Below are 17,940 nucleotides of genomic sequence, written 5' to 3'. Positions count from 1 at the left end.
CAAGCTTCTCATCTGACTTCTGATATTCTTCAACCAGTGATGCCTTGTATTCTTTGGAATATGTGTTATTTGAATGTGTGGGTTCCAGGCCCTGAATACCCTGATACTTATAGATGAGCTTCCAGGTTCTGATGGTATGGTCTGATATGGAATACAGCCTTGATGTTCTGGTGATTCCCAATGTTTCTGCTTCATGAATGATCATCAGCTTAAAATCAGCAGAATATTTCGATTTTCTTCCCATATGAAAATGCCCTCCAAGCATACAGCAAATTTTCTTTTTTACCTGTATACTTAAAGGACATTATAACCGTCTAACAATTATAGGGCACTTCAGTGATGGCGCGGGTTTTTTCTTGTTCTGGGTGGTGCACCGAGATTTCACTCAAAATTTACGGACAAAGCCGGCTTTTTGGAACATCTGTCCGTAAAACAAGGTCCGAAACACCTTAATTTTTACGGATAACCGGCCGTTTTTGACCATTTTGTCCGTAATCGCCATTTTTCGAGCAGGCCATTTACGGACAAACGGCCCATTTTCATCGATGTGTCCGTAAATGACAATGATTTTGCCAAATGCAGTGCTGCTCATCACCTGCTCAATCGCTGCACCTGACCTCGGTTACGGGCAAAACGTTGATTTCTGAGATTTGCCCGTAATCTGAGTCCAAACTGCTTTGGCGAAGGTAACCGAGTAGAATATTTTTTCAATTTTTCGAGATTTTGTTCTACTTTCAGGGCAGCTCGGGCCGAATTTGGACTAGCCGGTAGACAAAAATCAGACGTTTCACCGGTTTTTGTCTACTTTCGGAACCGTGCTCCCCAATTTCAGAGTGTCCGGTAGACAAAAATGAGCCATTCACTCCGTTTTTTGTCTACTTTCGATGTCGCGCGCCCTGAATTTGGACCAACCGGTAGACAAAAATCACACATTTCCCCCGTTTTTTGTCTACTTTCGGTTTCGCACGCCCCGAATTTGGAGAGTCCGGTAGACAAAAATGAGGCATTTGTCCTGTTTTTTGCCTACTTTTGGTTCCGCACGCCCTGAATTTGGACCAGCCAGTAGACAAAAATCACACATTTCCCCCATTTTTTGTCTACTCGCATGACCAGATTCGACGCGCGCACACAAAATCAGAGTCTGCCTCATCAAAACCAGCCCTCATTTCTGTCTTTCTCTAAATTCTTAAATATAGTAAAATTGACGTATCGACTTGTTGTTGCTGGAATATTTAGGGAGGTATTTCCTTTGAACTTATGGAATAAATTTTTGGAAAACGTCCGCTTGAGACGTTTCGTCGTCTTGCTTGGGATTATCGGAATCCTGTACGTTTCACGAAGCATCATCAGCGTGATTTTGCTGACGTTTATCTTCACTTTTTTGATCACGCGCCTGATAATGTCGATTCATCGACACGTCAAAATTCCGTCACAGCTGATTGTGATTGCCGTATATCTGGCGCTGATCGGACTAATATATTTGGCAGTGACCGTTTACGTGCCGAAACTGATCAGTCAGTCGGAAGCGATGGTTGCTTCAGTGCTTCAGTTTTACCAAAATCCTCCAAAAGGGGCAAATGAGGTCATCAACTTCATCAGCGGATACGTTGGCAAGCTTGACGTCATGAATCAGGTCAAAGGAAGTTTTGGAATCGTGATGAAGTATGTTACGAGCATTGGTTCGATGGGATTCACGCTGTTCATGTCACTTCTTTTGAGTTTCTTCTTTACGATTGAGGAACGTCAGATGGCGGAATTTTCGAAAAGCTTTTTGACGAGCGGACCGTTTGCATGGATTTTCCAGGATATTTATTATTTTGCAAAGATTTTCGTGAATACGTTCGGCGTCGTGATGGAAGCGCAGTTCATGATAGCAATCATAAATACAGTGATTACGACCACATTTCTCGGATTCATGAAGATGCCGCAGCTTTTCAGTTTGAGCCTGATGATTTTCGTGCTCAGTCTGGTTCCCGTTGCCGGCGTTATCGTTTCTGCAGTTCCGCTTTGCTTCATTGGCTATACCGTTGGCGGTTTAAGAGATGTTTTTTACATCATTATTTTGTTGATCGTGGTTCATGCAATCGAGTCTTACGTGCTTAATCCGAAACTGATGTCCAGCCGAACCGAATTGCCGATTTTTTACACGTTCGTCGTTTTGTTCATTTCGGAACATCTTTTTGGAACGTGGGGCTTGATCGTCGGCATCCCGATTTTCACGTTCATGCTTGATGTTTTAGGAGTTAAACCCGTTCACACGAAACACAATAAACTTGAAAAATTAAGAAAGCAGGAAAAACAAAATGAACAAGGATGAGTTTTTAAGCGAATATGCCGTTGACAGACGCAACACTTGCTGCGTCAAGTGGGATGATTTAAAAGAAAGCTTCGGCGAAGATGGCTTATTGCCTTTTTGGATTGCTGATACGGAATTCAAGATTCCGAAACAGGCTCAAAAGGCGTTGGAAGAACGCGTCAAGCATGGTGTTTTCGGTTATTCGCTGACACCGAAGGAATATTATGAAGCATACATGAACTGGCAAAAGAAACGTTACGGCACTGAACTTCATCAAGAGTGGATGCGCTTCGGTTCGGGCGTTGTTCAGTCAATCAGCACATTTGTGCAAATTTTGACGCAGCCAGGGGATTCCGTAATGATTCTGCAACCGGTCTACAATCCGTTTGCTGAAGTTGTCAAAAATACCGGACGCAGGCTCGTTGTTTCTGAGCTTAAAAACGAAAACGAGGTTTACTCGCTCGATTTGGCGGACATGGAACGAAAAATCGGTGAAGAAAACGTCAAATTATTGATTTTCTGCAGTCCTCACAATCCTGTCGGAAGAGTCTGGAGCGCAGAAGAACTCGAAGAAATGCTTGAGCTTTGCAGAAACAAGCAGGTCCGCGTGATTTTTGACGAGATTCATCACGATCTGATCGTCGGCAAAAGACCGTTCGTGTCCGGACTTTCAATCAGAGACGGTTATTATCGCGACAATCTCGTCGTGCTTGATTCGACTTCAAAAACATTCAACATGGCGGCCTTTGACAACAGTCACGTGATCGTGCCGAATCCGCAGATCATGAGAAAGTACGATCGTTTTGTCGAAATGCAGAAAACGCCGAATGGAAATCTGCTTGGAAAAGTTGCCGGAGAGGCCGCTTACCGGAACGGTGAAGAATGGCTTGAAGGCTTGCTCGAAGTCGTGCGCTCAAACTATGCATACGTCAAGGAGCAATTAAGGTCTGCATTTCCTGAAATCATCTGTTCAGAACTCGAGGGAACATATCTCATGTGGATCAATCTTGAACCGGTCGTTTCAAGCGCAGATGTTGAGGACGTCATCAAGCGCGATGCAAAACTTGCCGTTGATTTTGGCGATTGGTTCGGAAAAGGCGGGGCAGGACACATCAGATTCAATTTGGCAACGACGCCTGAAAACGTCAAAAAGGCGACTGAAGCCATGATTTCTGCAATCAGACGCTATAAGCAACAATAATTTTTGTAAAAAGCTACCAATTTTCGCGTTTTCAGTGTAAAATATGGTTGTATCATATTCTAAGAAAGAGGTTTGTACTAAATGGCAAAATTAGTATTTATCCGTCACGGTCAAAGTGAATGGAACTTGAAGAACTTGTTCACTGGCTGGGTTGACGTTAATTTGAGCGAAAAAGGCGAACAAGAAGCAAAAGAAGCAGGTCGCAAGCTTAAAGAAGCTGGCATCGAATTTGACCAAGCTTACACGTCAGTTTTGACGCGTGCTATCAAGACGCTTCACTTCGCACTTGAAGAATCAGGCCAACTTTGGGTTCCTGAAACAAAGACATGGCGTTTGAACGAACGTCATTACGGCGCATTGCAAGGCCAAAACAAGGCTGAAGCAGCTGAAAAGTTCGGTGAAGAACAAGTTCACATCTGGCGTCGTTCATACGATGTATTGCCTCCGCTCTTGAGCGCAGACGATGAAGGTTCTGCAGCAAACGATCGTCGTTATGCAAACCTTGACCCACGCATCATTCCTGGTGGCGAAAACTTGAAGGTTACGTTGGAACGCGTTATCCCATTCTGGGAAGATCATATCGCTCCAGATTTGTTGGCCAGCAAGAACGTTATCGTTGCTGCACACGGCAACTCATTGCGTGCTTTGACGAAGTACATCGAACAAATCTCTGACGAAGACATCATGAACGTTGAAATGGCAACTGGTCAACCAGTTGTTTACGACTTGGATGACAAGTTGAACATCGTTTCAAAGGAAAAGCTTTAATCTGAGGCTTTTAAAAGAGATCGGTGAAAGTCCGGTCTTTTTTTGTGCTTTTTCCGATCAAATGGCGCTTATTCACTAAGAAATTCTTAAAAATATCGTCTCACAAGTGCTTTGACTGGTATTTTTTTCTATCCTTAAGATAAGGGGAAGCAGCAAAACAGAGCACGAGGGGGTATTTTTTCAAAAAAGGCGTGGATCTTTTGAAATTTGACTCCAAAACACAACAGTTCAACGCTTTGAAGAATGACCGCGGCGTGGCCTTGGCAGACGATAATTCATACCTTTATGCATGGGTCAAGAACCATCCAAAGTATACGGTCGGCATCAAGACGCTTGGACCGAACCAGTTTATCGCTCCAGGGATCAAGAAAGGAACAAGTCTTTGCTGAAGTGGACGAACAGGGAAATAACGAAACTCACGAAGAAGGGTTTCTTCAAGGATGACTTCAACAAGGAGCTCAAGCCTTACTTTGGCAAGGAAATCAAGGCATCCGACATCGTCATCGACAAATAGGCGCAGGTCATCACGGGGCCGTCCGGTAATGGGCGGCCTCTTTTTGCATTCATATCAGTAATTACACAGGAGGTGACTGTCTTTAATGTCACAATAGTTGACTGATTGGAACGGAAAACAATGAATGAAAGATTTTCATGAATTCTGCTGGTGTTTCCGGAACCGGCTTTGAAACCCATAGTTCGATTATTGAAAAAAAGAACAGATAGGTTAAGTTCTCAGCGTAGTATGATGGAACAGTTCGACAATCATATTCTGACTTGAAGGATGAAACCCATTTGCTGTAGTTTGCCTTCAAGTAATCAATCCAGTATGGCTGCAAGGGGCTGGTATATAGTATTTTCAGAATTTCACGATTCTCGTAGATTAAGGGAAGTATCTCATTGGAAATGACATCAATGATTCCAATCCCTTTGGTAACGCCATTGGGATGGTTATTGATGCATTCCAATATCTTTGCATCGACACTTTCTTCTATGCAGGAAATAACATCTCCGACAGAATTGAAGTGATTATAGAAGGTGGCTCTTGATACGCCGGCAACATTGGTTATGTCACTGACGGAAATTTCAAGTGAGTTGTGCAGGTCCACAAGATATAAATATGAATCCATGATTTTCTTTACTGACTTGTTCATGTGCTTCTCCTGAAAACTTTTTAGTTCATTATACACCCAGTTGTGACACCGATGGTAAAAGTGTCGTCAAAGGTGATTTTATTATCGTAAACGGTAGATTAGTTGACTTTTACTTTAATAGATTCGGGCCACCCTTGGTTAATAGTTATATCACGATTTTTTAACGTATTCATCATATACAGAAAAAATGATATATTTGTGAAATTGACACAAAAAACTTAAAAGTAATAGTTATATTTCGCCAAATTGCTATTGAAAAATATGTTTACACTGCATATGATGGGTCGTTATGATTTGTGATCTGGAAAAATATTTAAGAAAGTATTAAAAAGTATTTAAGAAAGTATTAAATTAATACATTCTTTTTTGACACAAGAGTATAGAATACAAACGGGATGTAGTATGTTAGCAAGGAAATGCTTTTGGCGCTTAGACAAAGTGTCCAAATTGAATTAATTAGGAAAAGTAGTTAGCATATGCTACATAGTGTGGGTCACTAATAAAATTAAAGTCGAAAATGGTACGCTGGATGTCAGGGCGTATCCATCAGCGGGTGCTCTATATCCTATCAAGGTTTATGTAGTAGCAAATAATGTTGAATATTTGAAAAAAGGGGTTTACCACTATAACGTGACAGACAATTGTTTAGAGTATATTTTAAATTTAAGTGAAAATGATTTGACAAATAAATTTAATATTCGCGATCAGTCAATTGATTGTGCACCTATTACAATTCTCTTAACAGCAATGTTTCGTAGAACTATATATAAGTACGGAAATCGTGGTTACCGTTTCATACTCACTGAATCAGGACATCTATTACAAAATATTGCGCTGTTGTCAACTTCATATGGAATGGGAACGTGTGATATCGGTGGATATGAGTATGACGAAATTAATGAAATGCTTGGTATTGATGGCATGACTGAATCCGTGATAGGTGAAGTGGCATTAGGATTATGTGGAGATAATGGTAATGAAATGCCGGGTATTTATGGAAAGGGAAATGAAGATGGCGGATTTAGTAAAAGTTGAAGACGTTTCCTTCAGGTATGGGAGAGATGAAGAATATGCATTGCAAAACATCACCTTTTCCGTTCGTGAAGGAGAGATATTAGGGATTGTAGGTCCAAACGGAGCTGGAAAAACGACACTGTTGTCCTTGTTGGAGGGATTACATCAGCCTGAAAGCGGCCGGATAATTGCCGCTCCGAATTTAAGGACAGGGATTCTCTTTCAAGTCAATGGTTATTTTGATAATTTGTCTGTTTTTGAAAATATTGATATGTTTCAATCCATGTATCACAATGCTTATGATTTTGAAGAGCTTGACAGGATTGTTGATCTGGAGGATATAAAGGGCAAGAAGGTAACGGAATTGTCTGGTGGTCAGCGCCAGAGATTTTTTTTGGCGCTGAGTGTTTTAAATCGGCCGGATATTCTCATTTTGGATGAACCGACTACAGGGCTCGATCCCAATGCTCGATTGATGTTGTGGAATCTTATTCGGAAAGTGACCGGGACGGTAATTGTAACTTCTCATTATATGGATGAGGTGGAGAATCTATGTGATCGAGTCTGTTTTGTTGACAAGGGAAGACTCTTTGCTGTAGATAGCCCGAAGAAGCTGATTAAGCTGAGTCATGTCAAAGGATATGTTACTTTTTCCTGCAAGGATAGGGATGTTATTGATGAATTGTCTGAAAGTGAGGAAATCTCCCGTTTGGACGTCGATACCTATCGCATAGGTACTGAACGGGTTGATGACCTGATTGAGACTTTGGTCGGTAAATATGGTGGTAATGTTTATAATATCAATTCCAGGAAACCCGGATTGGCAGACGCTTATTGTGAAATAACCGGCGGAGTCATCGAGGAGGGATGACAAGTGAAGACATTGAAAATAGTGGTATATATTTTAAAAAATGAATTTCGCAACAAGCAGGCAGTGATATTCTCGCTGATGCTGCCGATTGTTCTTTTGATACTGATGGGAACTACCGATAAAGCTCAAGTTGGTTATTTTTATCCGGGGATAGTGGCAATTGCATTTGGAACCATGGGGTTAGTAGGCATTTCGTCTCAGATTACCGGATATTTGGAACGGGGCGTGTTCAAGCGCATAATTGTAACTGATCAGCGGATAGGAAGCTTCATTCTTATGGATTGTATGGCCCAGGTTCTGTTCATGAGCATTCAATTCATATTGATTACGGTAGTGGCCAGGTTGGGATATAACGCTAAGTTTGACATTGATGCAAGGTATTTTTCGCTTATGATAGTAGAAATTGTCCTGGGAATGATTTCGTTGATGTCCATAGGGGTGATTATTGGAGGAATAGCTAAAAACACCAAGACAGCTTCAACTATAGGCAATGCAGTTATGGTGGTAATGCTCTTTGTCGGAAATACTCTTTTCCCATCCGATGGTTGGCCGAAAATCATACGTGTTGCCGCCAAATATCTTCCGATGAACAATTTAACGGATGCAATGCGAAGAACATTGATTTTACACACGCAGTCCGTTCATCAGGCATTTTTCCAAATATCATGTCTCTCAGTCTGCGCCATAGTCGGACTTTCGTTAGGCATCCTTCTGACAGGCAGGAATGCAGTTGCGACGCATTGAATCCGGGTGTCGGATGCCGGCGCCGGTGATTATCGTGAGGCTTATTTTTTCACCAAGTCTTTTCTTTTCATTCTCATTTTGCTATAATTGGACCGAATAATAAAAGCTGGGGTGCCGTTTGGCTGAGATGATACCCATTGACCTGATCTGGACAGTGCCAGCGTAGGGAGCTTTGACGATCAAGAATTGGTGCGCTTATTGGCGTTTATTTGAATTGCTGATTTGTCGAAAAAAGTCGAAGTCAACCCCCTTGCTTTTATTTTAAAAGACAAGGGGGATTTTTTTATGCAAACCTATGATGCAAAGAAGAAAAAGAAGACTTGGGCGCTTAAGGACGTCATTTTTTTGGCAGTCATCGGAATATTTTTCGGAATTATTTACCAAGTGTGGAGCTACGCATATTACGCAATGGCCGCAACTCCGCTCAAACCGTTCGCAAATGACGCAACGCTTGGCGTGTGGATCATGGCTGGCCCTTTGGCCGGTGTTTTGATTCAAAAAATCGGCTCGTCGGTCATCGGCGAAATGCTTGCTGCCGCAGTTGAGATGCTGCTGTTCTCAAGCTGGGGCGCTTCGACCTTGATTTCAGGCTTTGTTCAAGGAATCGGCAGCGAACTTGGTTTTGCGGCAACCGGTTATCGCGATTGGGGCAAGCGCGGTCTGCTCCTTTCGACGCTGTTTACGACGATCATCACTTTTGTATGGGATCTTGCCCAGTCAGGATACATGGAATATCATTTGCCGCTCTTGACGGTGCTGTTTGTCGTCCGCTTCATTTCAATCGGCTTTTTTGCCGGCGTTTTGGTTGCAATGATTGCCAAAATGGTTGACAAGGCTGGTGTCTTGAAGAAATGACGAGCCTCAGACTTGCTGACGTGACGTTTTCGTATGATGATTGCGAAGGCCCGATTGTGGAAAATTTTTCATATGAGCTCGACGAAGGCACGATCAGTCTGATCAGCGGACCGTCCGGCTGCGGCAAGTCAACGGTTTTCAAGCTGATGGCCGGACTTTTGCCGCAGTACGGCGGCAAGATCTTATCCGGCAAGGTTCTTTTGGAAAATGCAGAGATCGAATCCGTCGTGCCGTTTGAACGTGCCAAACGAGTTGCGATGTTGTTTCAAAATCCGAATCGTCAGTTTGCGATGAAAACCGTCTTTTCACAATTCGTCTTTGCGTTGGAAAATCTTCAGCTTGATCATCAGGAAATCGAAGAACGAATCAACGATGCTTTGAAGCGTTTTGAGCTTGAAGATTTCAAAGACCGAAATCTGCAGGAATTATCCGGCGGAGAACAGCAAAGAATTGCTTTGGCATTGGTCTATTCGCTTAAAAGCTCAGTTATTTTGCTTGACGAGCCGTTTGCAAACGTTGATCCCGAAAACAGGAGCAAACTTCTTGAAGATTTGAAAAGACTGCAAAAAGAACAACGAAAGACGATCCTGATTTCCGATCATGATTCGAGCGGATATTTTGGAATAGTCGATCATTGGTATCGTTTCAGTTCACAAGGCTTTGTCGAAAAAGACGTCAACGAGCTGAAAACAAGAGAACAACAGCCAAAAGTAATTGGAATGCCGAAGAATGACGCGAGACTTTTCTGGGATGACCTTGGCTTTGAAGTTTCCAAAAGAAAATTGCTCAGCAATTCTTCTTTTTGCCTGCCGACTGGTCAGATCGGACTTCTCTCCGGAAAAAACGGCTGCGGCAAATCAACGCTTTTTGCCTGTCTGTGTAAGCTGCATGAAAAAACTGGCAAAATAACGTTTGATCAAAAAGATTCAGATAAAATCAAGCTCTCAAAATGGGCGAAAAACGTCGGCTGCGCATTTCAAAACAGTCTTGATCAGTTCATCAAACTGACCGTTGAAGAAGAAATTTTGGCTTCAAGGAAAAATACGCGGCATAAGGATTATTGGAGCGAAGAAAGAATACAAAAGGCAATCAAAGCTCTGAATTTGACAGGCATCATGAAACATTCGGTTTATCGGATTTCCGGCGGACAGCAAAAGAAACTGCAGCTGTTGGTCATGCTGATCATGGCTCAGCCGATTCTGTTGATCGATGAGCCTTTTGCGGGACTCGATCAGGAGTCGCTTGAAGTTTCGTGCTCATTGCTGAAAGAAACGGTCGAAAATCTGCAGCTGAGCGTGCTGTTGATTTCGCACCAGCGCGTAAGAGTCGTTTCATTCATGGATTATGAAATTTCTTTGGAAAACGGAATTTTGAAAGAGGTGAGCGCATGAATCCGGCAGCAGTTTTTGTTTTGATGCTTGGCATCGGCATTCCGTTGACGTTCATCAAAAGCGTGATCTTAAACGTTGTCGTCAGCAGCGTTTGTCTGGCTTATCTTTTATTTTGCAAGGTCAAGCCCAAAACTTTGCTGACCATGCTGTTGGTGGCATTGCCGCTTGCTTTTGGCAGCTACGTTTCACAACGCTTTTACGCATCGCACGATCAGGTTCACATTGCCTGGATCTATGCGACGAGAATCATTGCTTATCTGAACCTTGGAGCAACGCTGACTTTGCCGAATTCGGTCGAAAATATTTTGTTTAATTTGGCGGAGCACCTGAATTTTTCAAAAACGTTCGTTTATGGGATGCTGTCATCGTTCAATATGATTCATACCATCAGAGTTCAATGGAAAAGAATCAGGTATTCTGCTTTGGTCAGAGGGGAGCGGTACCGTCTTTTTCAGCCGGCGCTTTATTTGCGGATCATCGTCGTTTCGCTGAATCTTTCCGGTGACCTGGCACAAGCGATGACGTCGCAGGGATTTTCGGAAGGTTTTCCCAGATCGCGCTATGAAAAAGATGAACTGCCTGTTTGGCAGTGGCTTTTGGTTTCAATATTGATTGTCTCATACGTGGCATGCGCAATTATTTTCAAGCCCTGGTAATTTGTTATTGACAAATGCAAATCATGAGCATAAAATGAGGACAATTAATAAATGATGATAACGTTGAAGAGAAGAGTAGGCGAAACGCGACACGAAGAGAGTCCCGCATGGTGAGAAGGGATTGTCGGCGTCAGCTGAAGATGAGCTCTGAGTCAGACTGGCGGTGCAAGCCAACAGTCCGTTTGGATACGATATAATCCTAGGCATGTCAGTGCTGAATTGAGGCCTTTTTGGCAAAAAATGGGTGGTACCGCGAATGACTTTCGCCCCTGAACGAAGCTAAACTTTGTTCAGGGGCTTTTTTTGACGCTATTGAAACATCAGGACATCAGGAGGAAAATTATTATGACAGAATTAAAATCACCGTTTCGTTATGACTATGTGGGAAGTTTCTTACGTCCGTCCGCTGTTAAAGAAGCTCGTGCCAAATTCGCAAAGAACGAAATCACGAAAGAACAGCTGACTGAAGTTGAAAATGAAGAAATCAAAAAATTGGTTGAAAAACAAAAAGCTGCAGGTTTTCATGGCTTGACCGACGGCGAATTCCGTCGCAGCTACTGGCATCTTGATTTTATGTGGGGGTTTGGCGGCATTGAGCATGTCGAATTGGATCACGGCTACTTCTTCCACGGTGAAGAAACGACTCATGGTTCAATCAAGTTAACGGGCAAAATTACGGGCGAAAATCATCCGTTCGTCGAACACTACAAGTTCGTAAAACAGTTTGAAGACGAAACAACGGTTGCGCGCCAGACTTTCCCGGCACCTGCGCAATTGTTGGCAGAACTTTTCCGAGAAGACAACGGCAAAGATACCGTTGCGGTCTACCCTGATGAAGACAAGCTGATTGAAGACATTGCTGCCGCATATCGTCAGGTCATCAAAGATCTTTATGATGCCGGCTGTCGCAACATCCAATTTGACGACTGTACATGGGGAATGTTTTGTGACAGGAAGTACTGGGAAGCTCGTCAAAAAGACGCAAGCGTCACGTTTGAGTCAGAAGCTGAAAAGTATCTGCGCGTAAACAATCTTGCGCTTCAGAATCGACCGGAAGGGCTGACGATTACGACGCACGTTTGTCGCGGCAATTATCATTCCACATGGGCCAGTCGTGGCGGCTATGCACCTGTTGCACCGTATCTTTTTGCCAAGGAAAACGTTGATGCGTTTTATTTGGAATTCGATGATGAACGTTCCGGTAATTTCGAACCGCTCAAGTACGTTCCGGAAGACAAGAAAGTCGTTTTGGGTCTGATTACGACCAAGTCTCCTGAACTTGAAGATGAAGAAGAAGTCAAGAATAGAATCAAGGAAGCTGCGCAATACCATCCATTGGACAAGCTGTGCCTGAGTCCTCAATGCGGTTTTGCTTCATGCGAAATCGGCAATAAGCTCACTGAAGAAGAACAATGGGCAAAACTTGCTTTGGTCAAGAAAATCGCAGAAGAAGTCTGGGGCTGATTTTCAGTCACTGGAAAAACTGAAGGTCATTGAAGTCGAGGATCCGGGGTATGGTGAATTCTCCGGATCTTTTTCTTTGACTGAGCAGATTAATGGCAGAAGCCAGTGGGAAATGATATTCTGTCAGAAGAAGTAAAAATCAGAGAAGGGGAATTTTGAAATGGATAAAGAGGTCAGAGAATATTGGGAAGATTTTTGTGCAGAACACGGAATTGAAAAGGATGTCCCGGTTGAGGCATGGGCTTTTGGCATCGGCGGAAAACAGGCGGATTACCTGGCTGAGCTAGTCAATCGGGGAAAAAAGACGGCCACGACTTCTGCATATGAGCCTTACGGTCTTGACGGAGAAGAGATTCCCAGGCCGGGTGAGTACAATATTATTCTGGACGGAAGGGGCAATCCGGTTTGCGTCACGCAGACCAAGGTTGTCGAAGTCATTCCGTTTGCGCAGATTTCTGCCGAACATGCATGGCATGAAGGCGAAGATGACCGCTCGTATGAAAGCTGGCGCAAGGTGCATGTTGAATTCCTGAGTGAGCAGCTTAAACAATATCGGCTCAAATTAACCGATGATACGCCATGCGTCTGTGAGGTTTTTGAAAAAATCGGGTGACGATGAAAGGAAAAAATCTGCCGAAGTCAGGCGAGATCGGAAAAAGTACTTTTCCCGCTTGAATTAAATGAAATGTGACTGGGAAGAAACTATGGCTCTAACAAAAGTCACGGATGAAATTTGCAGTTAACTGCAAATTTCATCCGTGACTTTGTTTGTGTATGCGGCGCTAAATATGTGCTTTGATTGCAACCGAGGGCTGCCATTTACGGGCAAATCCCAAAAATTGTCGTTTTGCCCGTAAATTCCAGTCTTCGTTGAAAATCATCTGGGGCTTTTGTTCGAGACATATTTTTTGCACAAAAAACCAGCATCCGCACGTTGCAGATACTGGACAAAAGTTAATTCGATTCAGGTTTCCTGCGTCCGATCAAGAAGACCAGGCAAAGCGCAACGACAGATTCGATGATGATCATGAGTCCGCGCCATGCAATCTTTGTTCCTCCGAGCCAGACGTTTAAAATGATTGAGCCGATGATGAGAACGAAAATTGCTGTCCGTTGCTTTTTATCAAAGGCAATACCGTATTTTTCTTCACGACGCCTGATCGACGGCAAAATTGCGCCAAGTCCGATTAAGACGACAATGGCGACGATGTTGATGATCAATTCGTACCACCACGTGTGGCTGAACTCTTTGACGTCTTGCGGAGCAATTCCGAGCACGGTTGCAAGAGCCGTGACGAGCAGAAGCAAAAGCCCGGCAATGTAGGCAAGCTTGTCGTTTTTGATGAAGACGTACTCTGACGGATACTTCTTCGAATTTTTACGAATCTGCATGAAAGCAAAGAAGATCCAGCAGGTAACGCCCGGCGAGATGATGCCGTTCAGGTTGAGCAGCCAGTTGAAGATGTCGTTCATCTCAGGCAAGAAGATGCCAAGCAGCATGATGAATGCCGAAAGTCCGCAAGTCAGCAGGTAACCGTTGATCGGAAGCCCGTCTTTGTTCGTTTTGCGCAAGAACTTCGGCATGTATTTTTCACCGGTATCAGAAATCAGCATGCGCGTCATCGCATCCAGCAAAACTGCCAGCAAAGCGCACATGTAAAGGACGGACGTCCAAGCATAAATGTACATGAACAGGTTGCCGACGCCGAATTGCTTTCCAAGCGCGCTGAAGGCATAATAGGAACCGTTCATCTTCAAGTCGTTCGGCAAGTGGTAAGCATTGAAATAGATTCCGAGCGCAAAAGATCCAAAAATCGTCAAGAAAGCAGTCATGACGGACAAAGCAATCATTGCTTTAGGAAATTCACGGCGCGGATTCTTCATTTGCGTGACGTACGGAGCAATCAGCTCGCAGCCGTTGACGGCATAAATCAGCATTCCGACCGTTGACCAATACTTAAGATCAAATTTAGGTATGATCGTGTGCCACGTCATTGGCTGCGTTGCCATGTGACCGCCCGATTTGGCCAGACCGAAGAAAGCCAGAATAACGAAAAGGATGGTCATGATGAACATCATGCCGCCGCCGATCGTGCTTAAGATTTCCATTGAATTCTTTAAATGATGCTGAATGAAAATGAAGATGACGAAAGTAACGAATGTCCAGAAAGTGAAACTGGCATTTGACATCGTGTCTTGGAATTTATTTGAACCGGTAAAGGCCCAACCGAAACCAACGACAACGGAGTTAGCGGAATCGACAACATAGGGAACTGAAGCGGCCCAGTAGGTCCAGGCGGTGAAGTATCCCAGGAATTCGCCCTTCGTACCGCGAATCCAGGAACTGAGTCCGCCGCCTTCATGATTGAAGACGCTGCCCAATTGGCCGACCATCAAAGAATAGGGAATAACATATAAAAAGAGCATCAGAATCCAAGAGGTGATCACCGTCATCCCTTGGTTTTGAAAATTGTACATGATGTCATCGAATCCGATAACCGTAACAAATGCCATTAACGTCAAGATTGGCCAAGTAATATACTTGCCATGCGTTTGCATATCATCCATGGTAAAAAGTCCTCCTAAAAATAAATCAATACAACAGATACTAGATTAGCCCAAATTGAAAATTTTTTCAATGAATATTTAATCAAATGTAATATAGGAAAATACGAAGATTCGCACTGAATTTTTCATGAAAAAAATTAATCAACGAACCAATCGACGTCATCGAGTCTTTTTTCAAAGAAACTGACGATGTTTTGGCAGGCGATTTCTTCAAGCATTACCATGGACGTTTGTGAATAAAAGGCGGCATGGGGGCTTAAAAGCACGTTTTTGCGTCCGACGAAAGGACAGCTTTCAAGATCCGGATGTTCGCTTTGGAGCACGTCCAGGGCGCACCCTTTGATAAATCCTTTGTCAAGTGCTTCGAGCAGTGCTTTTTCGTCAACTGATTCGCCCCTTGCAACGTTGATGAAATAAGGCTTTTTTTCTTTCATCATGAAAAATTCAGAGCTTGAAAAAAAGTTCTTGGTTTCAGCGGTCAAGCGCATGTGATTAATCAAAAGATCGCATTTTTTGAACGCATCTTCCTTTGAAAGCAGCTTGACGTCAAGATTTTTGGCGATTTCTTTTGGAAGATAAGGATCATAGGCAACGACCTTCATGCCTAAGCCGCGTGCGAGCCTGAGCGTTTTTTGCCCGATTCTGCCCAGTCCGAAAATGCTCAAAATGTGTTCCGACAAGCGTTTTTGCGGGGATGCTTTTGAGTAGTCCCAGATTTTTTGGTCATCGATTTGGCAATTGTAGGTCTTGATGTTTTTGACGAGCGCACAAGCCAAAGAAATCGCAAATTCTGCCACGTCGTCAGAGCAATAATCACGCACGGCGCAGACTCTGACGCCGTGGTTCTTGGCGGCATCAAGATCGATTGCGTTGTAGCCCGTGGCATCAACGGAGATGATTTTAAGTTTTTTCGCATGATTCAGGACTTCATCATCGATTTTGAGAAATGCAGTGACCAAGGCATCGGCGTCTTCCAAAACTCGGTAAAATTCCGTTTGGTTGTCATCGTATTCAAAAAAGACGGTCTCCCAGTCCGGGTGATTCTTTTTTAAGACTTCTTCTTCATGTTTGCGGCCGGCCAACAAGCCCGTTTCATAATCGGCAAAGAGGATTTTCATGAGATCCAGCTCCTTTTAAATAAGTATGTTATAAAATATAACATAAATTTCGCGAATAATCTCTGCTGTAAGATACGATGCTGGACGTGATGGTATGCGATTTTTGAATATTCACTCAAAAAACGCTCTGTAACAAGGCTGATAGTCCATGTTAGAAATATTGACATGGGTTCAAAGTGAAGGTAAACTTTGATTAAAAGTTTCAAATGATTCGCCAAGAGAGGAAGCTGATGTTCATGAGTGAATTTGATGAAGCAAAATATATCGAAAAAACTGCAATCGAACTCGTTGAAACCAAAAGCGTCAACGGAACGTCGGGCGAAGTTGACGAAGCAGAAAAAATCGTTGAGATTTTACGACGGATTCCTTACTTTCAAAAACACCGGGATGCGGTTTGGACAAAAGAACTGCCAAACGACCCTCTTGGACGCAAAAACGTCTTTGCGTTTTTGAAAAAGAAAGGCACGCAAAAAACAGTGCTGTACCATTCTCATTTTGATACCGTCGGAACCAAGGATTTCGGGCCGCTTGAAAGCGATGCGACTCATCCGGACGTTTTGGCAGAGCGATTCAAATCTTTCGAAGAAGACGAAGACGTCAGAAATGATGCAGAATCGGGCGATTGGGTTTTCGGACGCGGAGCCTTGGACATGAAGAGCGGGGATGCGGTCAATATCGCAAATATTCGTTACTTTGCCGAGCATCAGGATGAGCTTGAGGGCAACCTTTTGTTTATGGGAAATTGCGTTGAAGAAAACGATCATCTGGGAATCATTGCCGCGCTTGATGAGCTGGAGCGTCTGAAAGATGAAGAAGGACTTGAATATACGGTTGCGATCAATACCGATTTTATCAGTCCGAAGTATCCTGGAGACGGACAAAAATACATCTATTACGGTGCTGCCGGCAAAATTTTGACCTGCGTCTATGTTCGCGGAATCGAGACCCATGTCGGAAATACATATGACGGACTGAATTCGACGGTGATTGCCAGCCGGCTTAATTGTCTGCTTGACAACAATCCGGACCTGGTCGAAAAATTTCCGGGAGAAGAAATTTTGCCCTCGACCTGTTTGATGATCAGAGATCAAAAAGATTTCTACAACGTGCAGACTCCCAAAACGACGCACATGTACTTTAATACGTTTACTTATCAAAAACCTGCATGCGAACTGTTGGATTCGTTTGAAAAAGAAATCAAGGCAGAATGCCTTAAAATGACCGGTCTTGCCAAAAGAAGAAGGTCCGCTTACCTTTCCGGACTTGGCTTTCCGAAAGACAAGGATGATCGTGCAATCGACGTTTACACTTTTGCGGAATATGCCGAAATGATGAAAAAACGGATGGACTTTGAAGCAGAATGCAAACGTTTTGCGGAGCAACGCTCTGAATGCGACAAGCGCACCGCCGGGTTTGAACTGCTTGATCATCTCGAAGAACTTGCCGGTGACGGACGGGCTAAAATCGTCTTGTTCATTGCGCCGCCGTTTTGTCCGCACAATGCAATTTCTGAGGATTCAAAAGCGTACCGTGCTTTAAAAGCAACGTTTTTTGAACCGGAATATGTCTTGAAAAAATATTTCCCGTACCTGTCGGATTCAAGTTACATCGCGGTCGACGAAACGACGGCAGAACTTGAGCGGATGAAAGACGACTTCCCTTTGGAAGATTTTTTGTATCCGTTGCCGTACGAGACGATGAGAAAGCTGTCGATTCCTGCCGTTGATCTTGGTGTTTTCGGCAAGGGAGCTCATACGTTCAAGGAACGGGTCTATAAACCTTATTCATATGGGATTTTACCTGAAAAAATCAGAACATATACCAAACTGATGTGGAAATAATG

16 protein-coding genes, 1 pseudogene and 1 riboswitch are annotated in these 17,940 nt (G+C 43.5%); of the genes and pseudogenes, 13 read left to right on the top strand and 4 right to left on the bottom strand.

Features of this window, described 5'->3' with window-relative positions:
- Nucleotides 1–244, bottom strand: a 244-nt coding sequence (locus BMZ95_RS07715) for a transposase (protein ID WP_225357362.1), incomplete at its 3' end; no start/stop codon positions are given.
- A 1,005-nt stretch (nucleotides 245–1,249) separates the two neighbouring features.
- On the opposite strand from BMZ95_RS07715, the gene BMZ95_RS07700 reads away from it, so the two are divergent.
- The 4 genes and pseudogenes from BMZ95_RS07700 to BMZ95_RS07685 form a co-directional block, all read left to right on the top strand.
- Nucleotides 1,250–2,317, top strand: coding sequence for an AI-2E family transporter (locus BMZ95_RS07700; RefSeq protein WP_014074124.1), 1,068 nt, complete (start codon nucleotides 1,250–1,252; stop codon nucleotides 2,315–2,317).
- On the top strand, nucleotides 2,304–3,497 hold the full coding sequence (locus tag BMZ95_RS07695; RefSeq protein ID WP_046922306.1) for a MalY/PatB family protein: 1,194 nt from the start codon (nucleotides 2,304–2,306) through the stop codon (nucleotides 3,495–3,497). Before BMZ95_RS07700 ends, BMZ95_RS07695 begins: the two co-directional genes overlap by 14 nt.
- An 81-nt stretch (nucleotides 3,498–3,578) precedes the next feature.
- Nucleotides 3,579–4,265 carry a 2,3-diphosphoglycerate-dependent phosphoglycerate mutase gene (locus tag BMZ95_RS07690; RefSeq protein ID WP_074786562.1) on the top strand — a complete coding sequence of 229 codons (687 nt, stop codon included), beginning with the start codon at nucleotides 3,579–3,581 and terminating at the stop codon, nucleotides 4,263–4,265.
- A gap of 182 nt (nucleotides 4,266–4,447) precedes the next feature.
- Nucleotides 4,448–4,779 (top strand): annotated as a pseudogene (locus BMZ95_RS07685) (ABC transporter substrate-binding protein); the annotation flags it as partial.
- An 88-nt stretch (nucleotides 4,780–4,867) separates the two neighbouring features.
- Here BMZ95_RS07685 and BMZ95_RS07680 read toward each other — a convergent pair.
- Nucleotides 4,868–5,416 carry a TetR/AcrR family transcriptional regulator gene (locus BMZ95_RS07680; RefSeq protein ID WP_046922305.1) on the bottom strand — a complete coding sequence of 183 codons (549 nt, stop codon included), beginning with the start codon at nucleotides 5,414–5,416 and terminating at the stop codon, nucleotides 4,868–4,870.
- 486 nt (nucleotides 5,417–5,902) lie between these two features.
- Between BMZ95_RS07680 and BMZ95_RS07675 the strand changes: the two genes are divergently transcribed.
- The 8 genes from BMZ95_RS07675 to BMZ95_RS07640 all read left to right on the top strand — a co-directional run bounded on the left by BMZ95_RS07675 (nucleotide 5,903) and on the right by BMZ95_RS07640 (nucleotide 13,024).
- Nucleotides 5,903–6,451 carry a SagB/ThcOx family dehydrogenase gene (locus tag BMZ95_RS07675; RefSeq protein ID WP_052750357.1) on the top strand — a complete coding sequence of 183 codons (549 nt, stop codon included), beginning with the start codon at nucleotides 5,903–5,905 and terminating at the stop codon, nucleotides 6,449–6,451.
- Nucleotides 6,429–7,301: an ABC transporter ATP-binding protein gene (locus tag BMZ95_RS07670; RefSeq protein ID WP_014074116.1), complete on the top strand. Its 873-nt coding sequence runs from the start codon at nucleotides 6,429–6,431 to the stop codon at nucleotides 7,299–7,301. The genes BMZ95_RS07675 and BMZ95_RS07670 overlap by 23 nt, the downstream gene beginning before the upstream one ends.
- A gap of 3 nt (nucleotides 7,302–7,304) precedes the next feature.
- Nucleotides 7,305–8,045 carry an ABC transporter permease gene (locus tag BMZ95_RS07665; RefSeq protein WP_014074115.1) on the top strand — a complete coding sequence of 247 codons (741 nt, stop codon included), beginning with the start codon at nucleotides 7,305–7,307 and terminating at the stop codon, nucleotides 8,043–8,045.
- Between the two features lie 97 nt (nucleotides 8,046–8,142).
- A riboswitch (TPP riboswitch) is annotated at nucleotides 8,143–8,231 on the top strand.
- A 99-nt stretch (nucleotides 8,232–8,330) separates the two neighbouring features.
- Nucleotides 8,331–8,900, top strand: a complete 570-nt coding sequence (locus BMZ95_RS07660) for an ECF transporter S component (protein WP_046922304.1) — start codon at nucleotides 8,331–8,333, stop codon at nucleotides 8,898–8,900.
- A complete protein-coding gene (locus BMZ95_RS07655) occupies nucleotides 8,897–10,291 on the top strand; it encodes an ATP-binding cassette domain-containing protein (RefSeq protein WP_046922303.1) in 1,395 nt (464 codons plus the stop codon). Before BMZ95_RS07660 ends, BMZ95_RS07655 begins: the two co-directional genes overlap by 4 nt.
- The gene (locus BMZ95_RS07650; protein ID WP_046922302.1) at nucleotides 10,288–10,947 is read left to right on the top strand and encodes an energy-coupling factor transporter transmembrane component T family protein; all 660 of its coding nucleotides are present in this window, start codon (nucleotides 10,288–10,290) and stop codon (nucleotides 10,945–10,947) included. Before BMZ95_RS07655 ends, BMZ95_RS07650 begins: the two co-directional genes overlap by 4 nt.
- A 345-nt stretch (nucleotides 10,948–11,292) precedes the next feature.
- Nucleotides 11,293–12,411: a 5-methyltetrahydropteroyltriglutamate--homocysteine S-methyltransferase gene (locus tag BMZ95_RS07645; protein WP_046922301.1), complete on the top strand. Its 1,119-nt coding sequence runs from the start codon at nucleotides 11,293–11,295 to the stop codon at nucleotides 12,409–12,411.
- A 160-nt stretch (nucleotides 12,412–12,571) separates the two neighbouring features.
- A complete protein-coding gene (locus tag BMZ95_RS07640) occupies nucleotides 12,572–13,024 on the top strand; it encodes an ASCH domain-containing protein (protein ID WP_046922300.1) in 453 nt (150 codons plus the stop codon).
- Between the two features lie 341 nt (nucleotides 13,025–13,365).
- Here BMZ95_RS07640 and BMZ95_RS07635 read toward each other — a convergent pair whose 3' ends face one another.
- Complete coding sequence (locus tag BMZ95_RS07635; RefSeq protein ID WP_046922299.1) at nucleotides 13,366–14,979, bottom strand: APC family permease; 1,614 nt, start codon at nucleotides 14,977–14,979, stop codon at nucleotides 13,366–13,368.
- 137 nt (nucleotides 14,980–15,116) lie between these two features.
- Nucleotides 15,117–16,097 (bottom strand): NAD(P)-dependent oxidoreductase, encoded by a 981-nt coding sequence (locus BMZ95_RS07630; RefSeq protein ID WP_046922298.1) that lies wholly within the window; start codon nucleotides 16,095–16,097, stop codon nucleotides 15,117–15,119.
- A 236-nt stretch (nucleotides 16,098–16,333) separates the two neighbouring features.
- Here BMZ95_RS07630 and BMZ95_RS07625 point away from each other — a divergent pair, with 236 nt between their 5' ends.
- Nucleotides 16,334–17,938 (top strand): M20/M25/M40 family metallo-hydrolase, encoded by a 1,605-nt coding sequence (locus BMZ95_RS07625; RefSeq protein WP_225354899.1) that lies wholly within the window; start codon nucleotides 16,334–16,336, stop codon nucleotides 17,936–17,938.
- Nucleotides 17,939–17,940: the final 2 nt, after the last annotated feature.

The sequence above is a fragment of the Ligilactobacillus ruminis DSM 20403 = NBRC 102161 genome (assembly GCF_900113455.1).
Lineage (GTDB): Bacteria > Bacillota > Bacilli > Lactobacillales > Lactobacillaceae > Ligilactobacillus > Ligilactobacillus ruminis.
The sequence above is the reverse complement of the archived record's forward strand: the minus strand, read 5'-3'. Positions and strand labels throughout refer to the sequence as shown.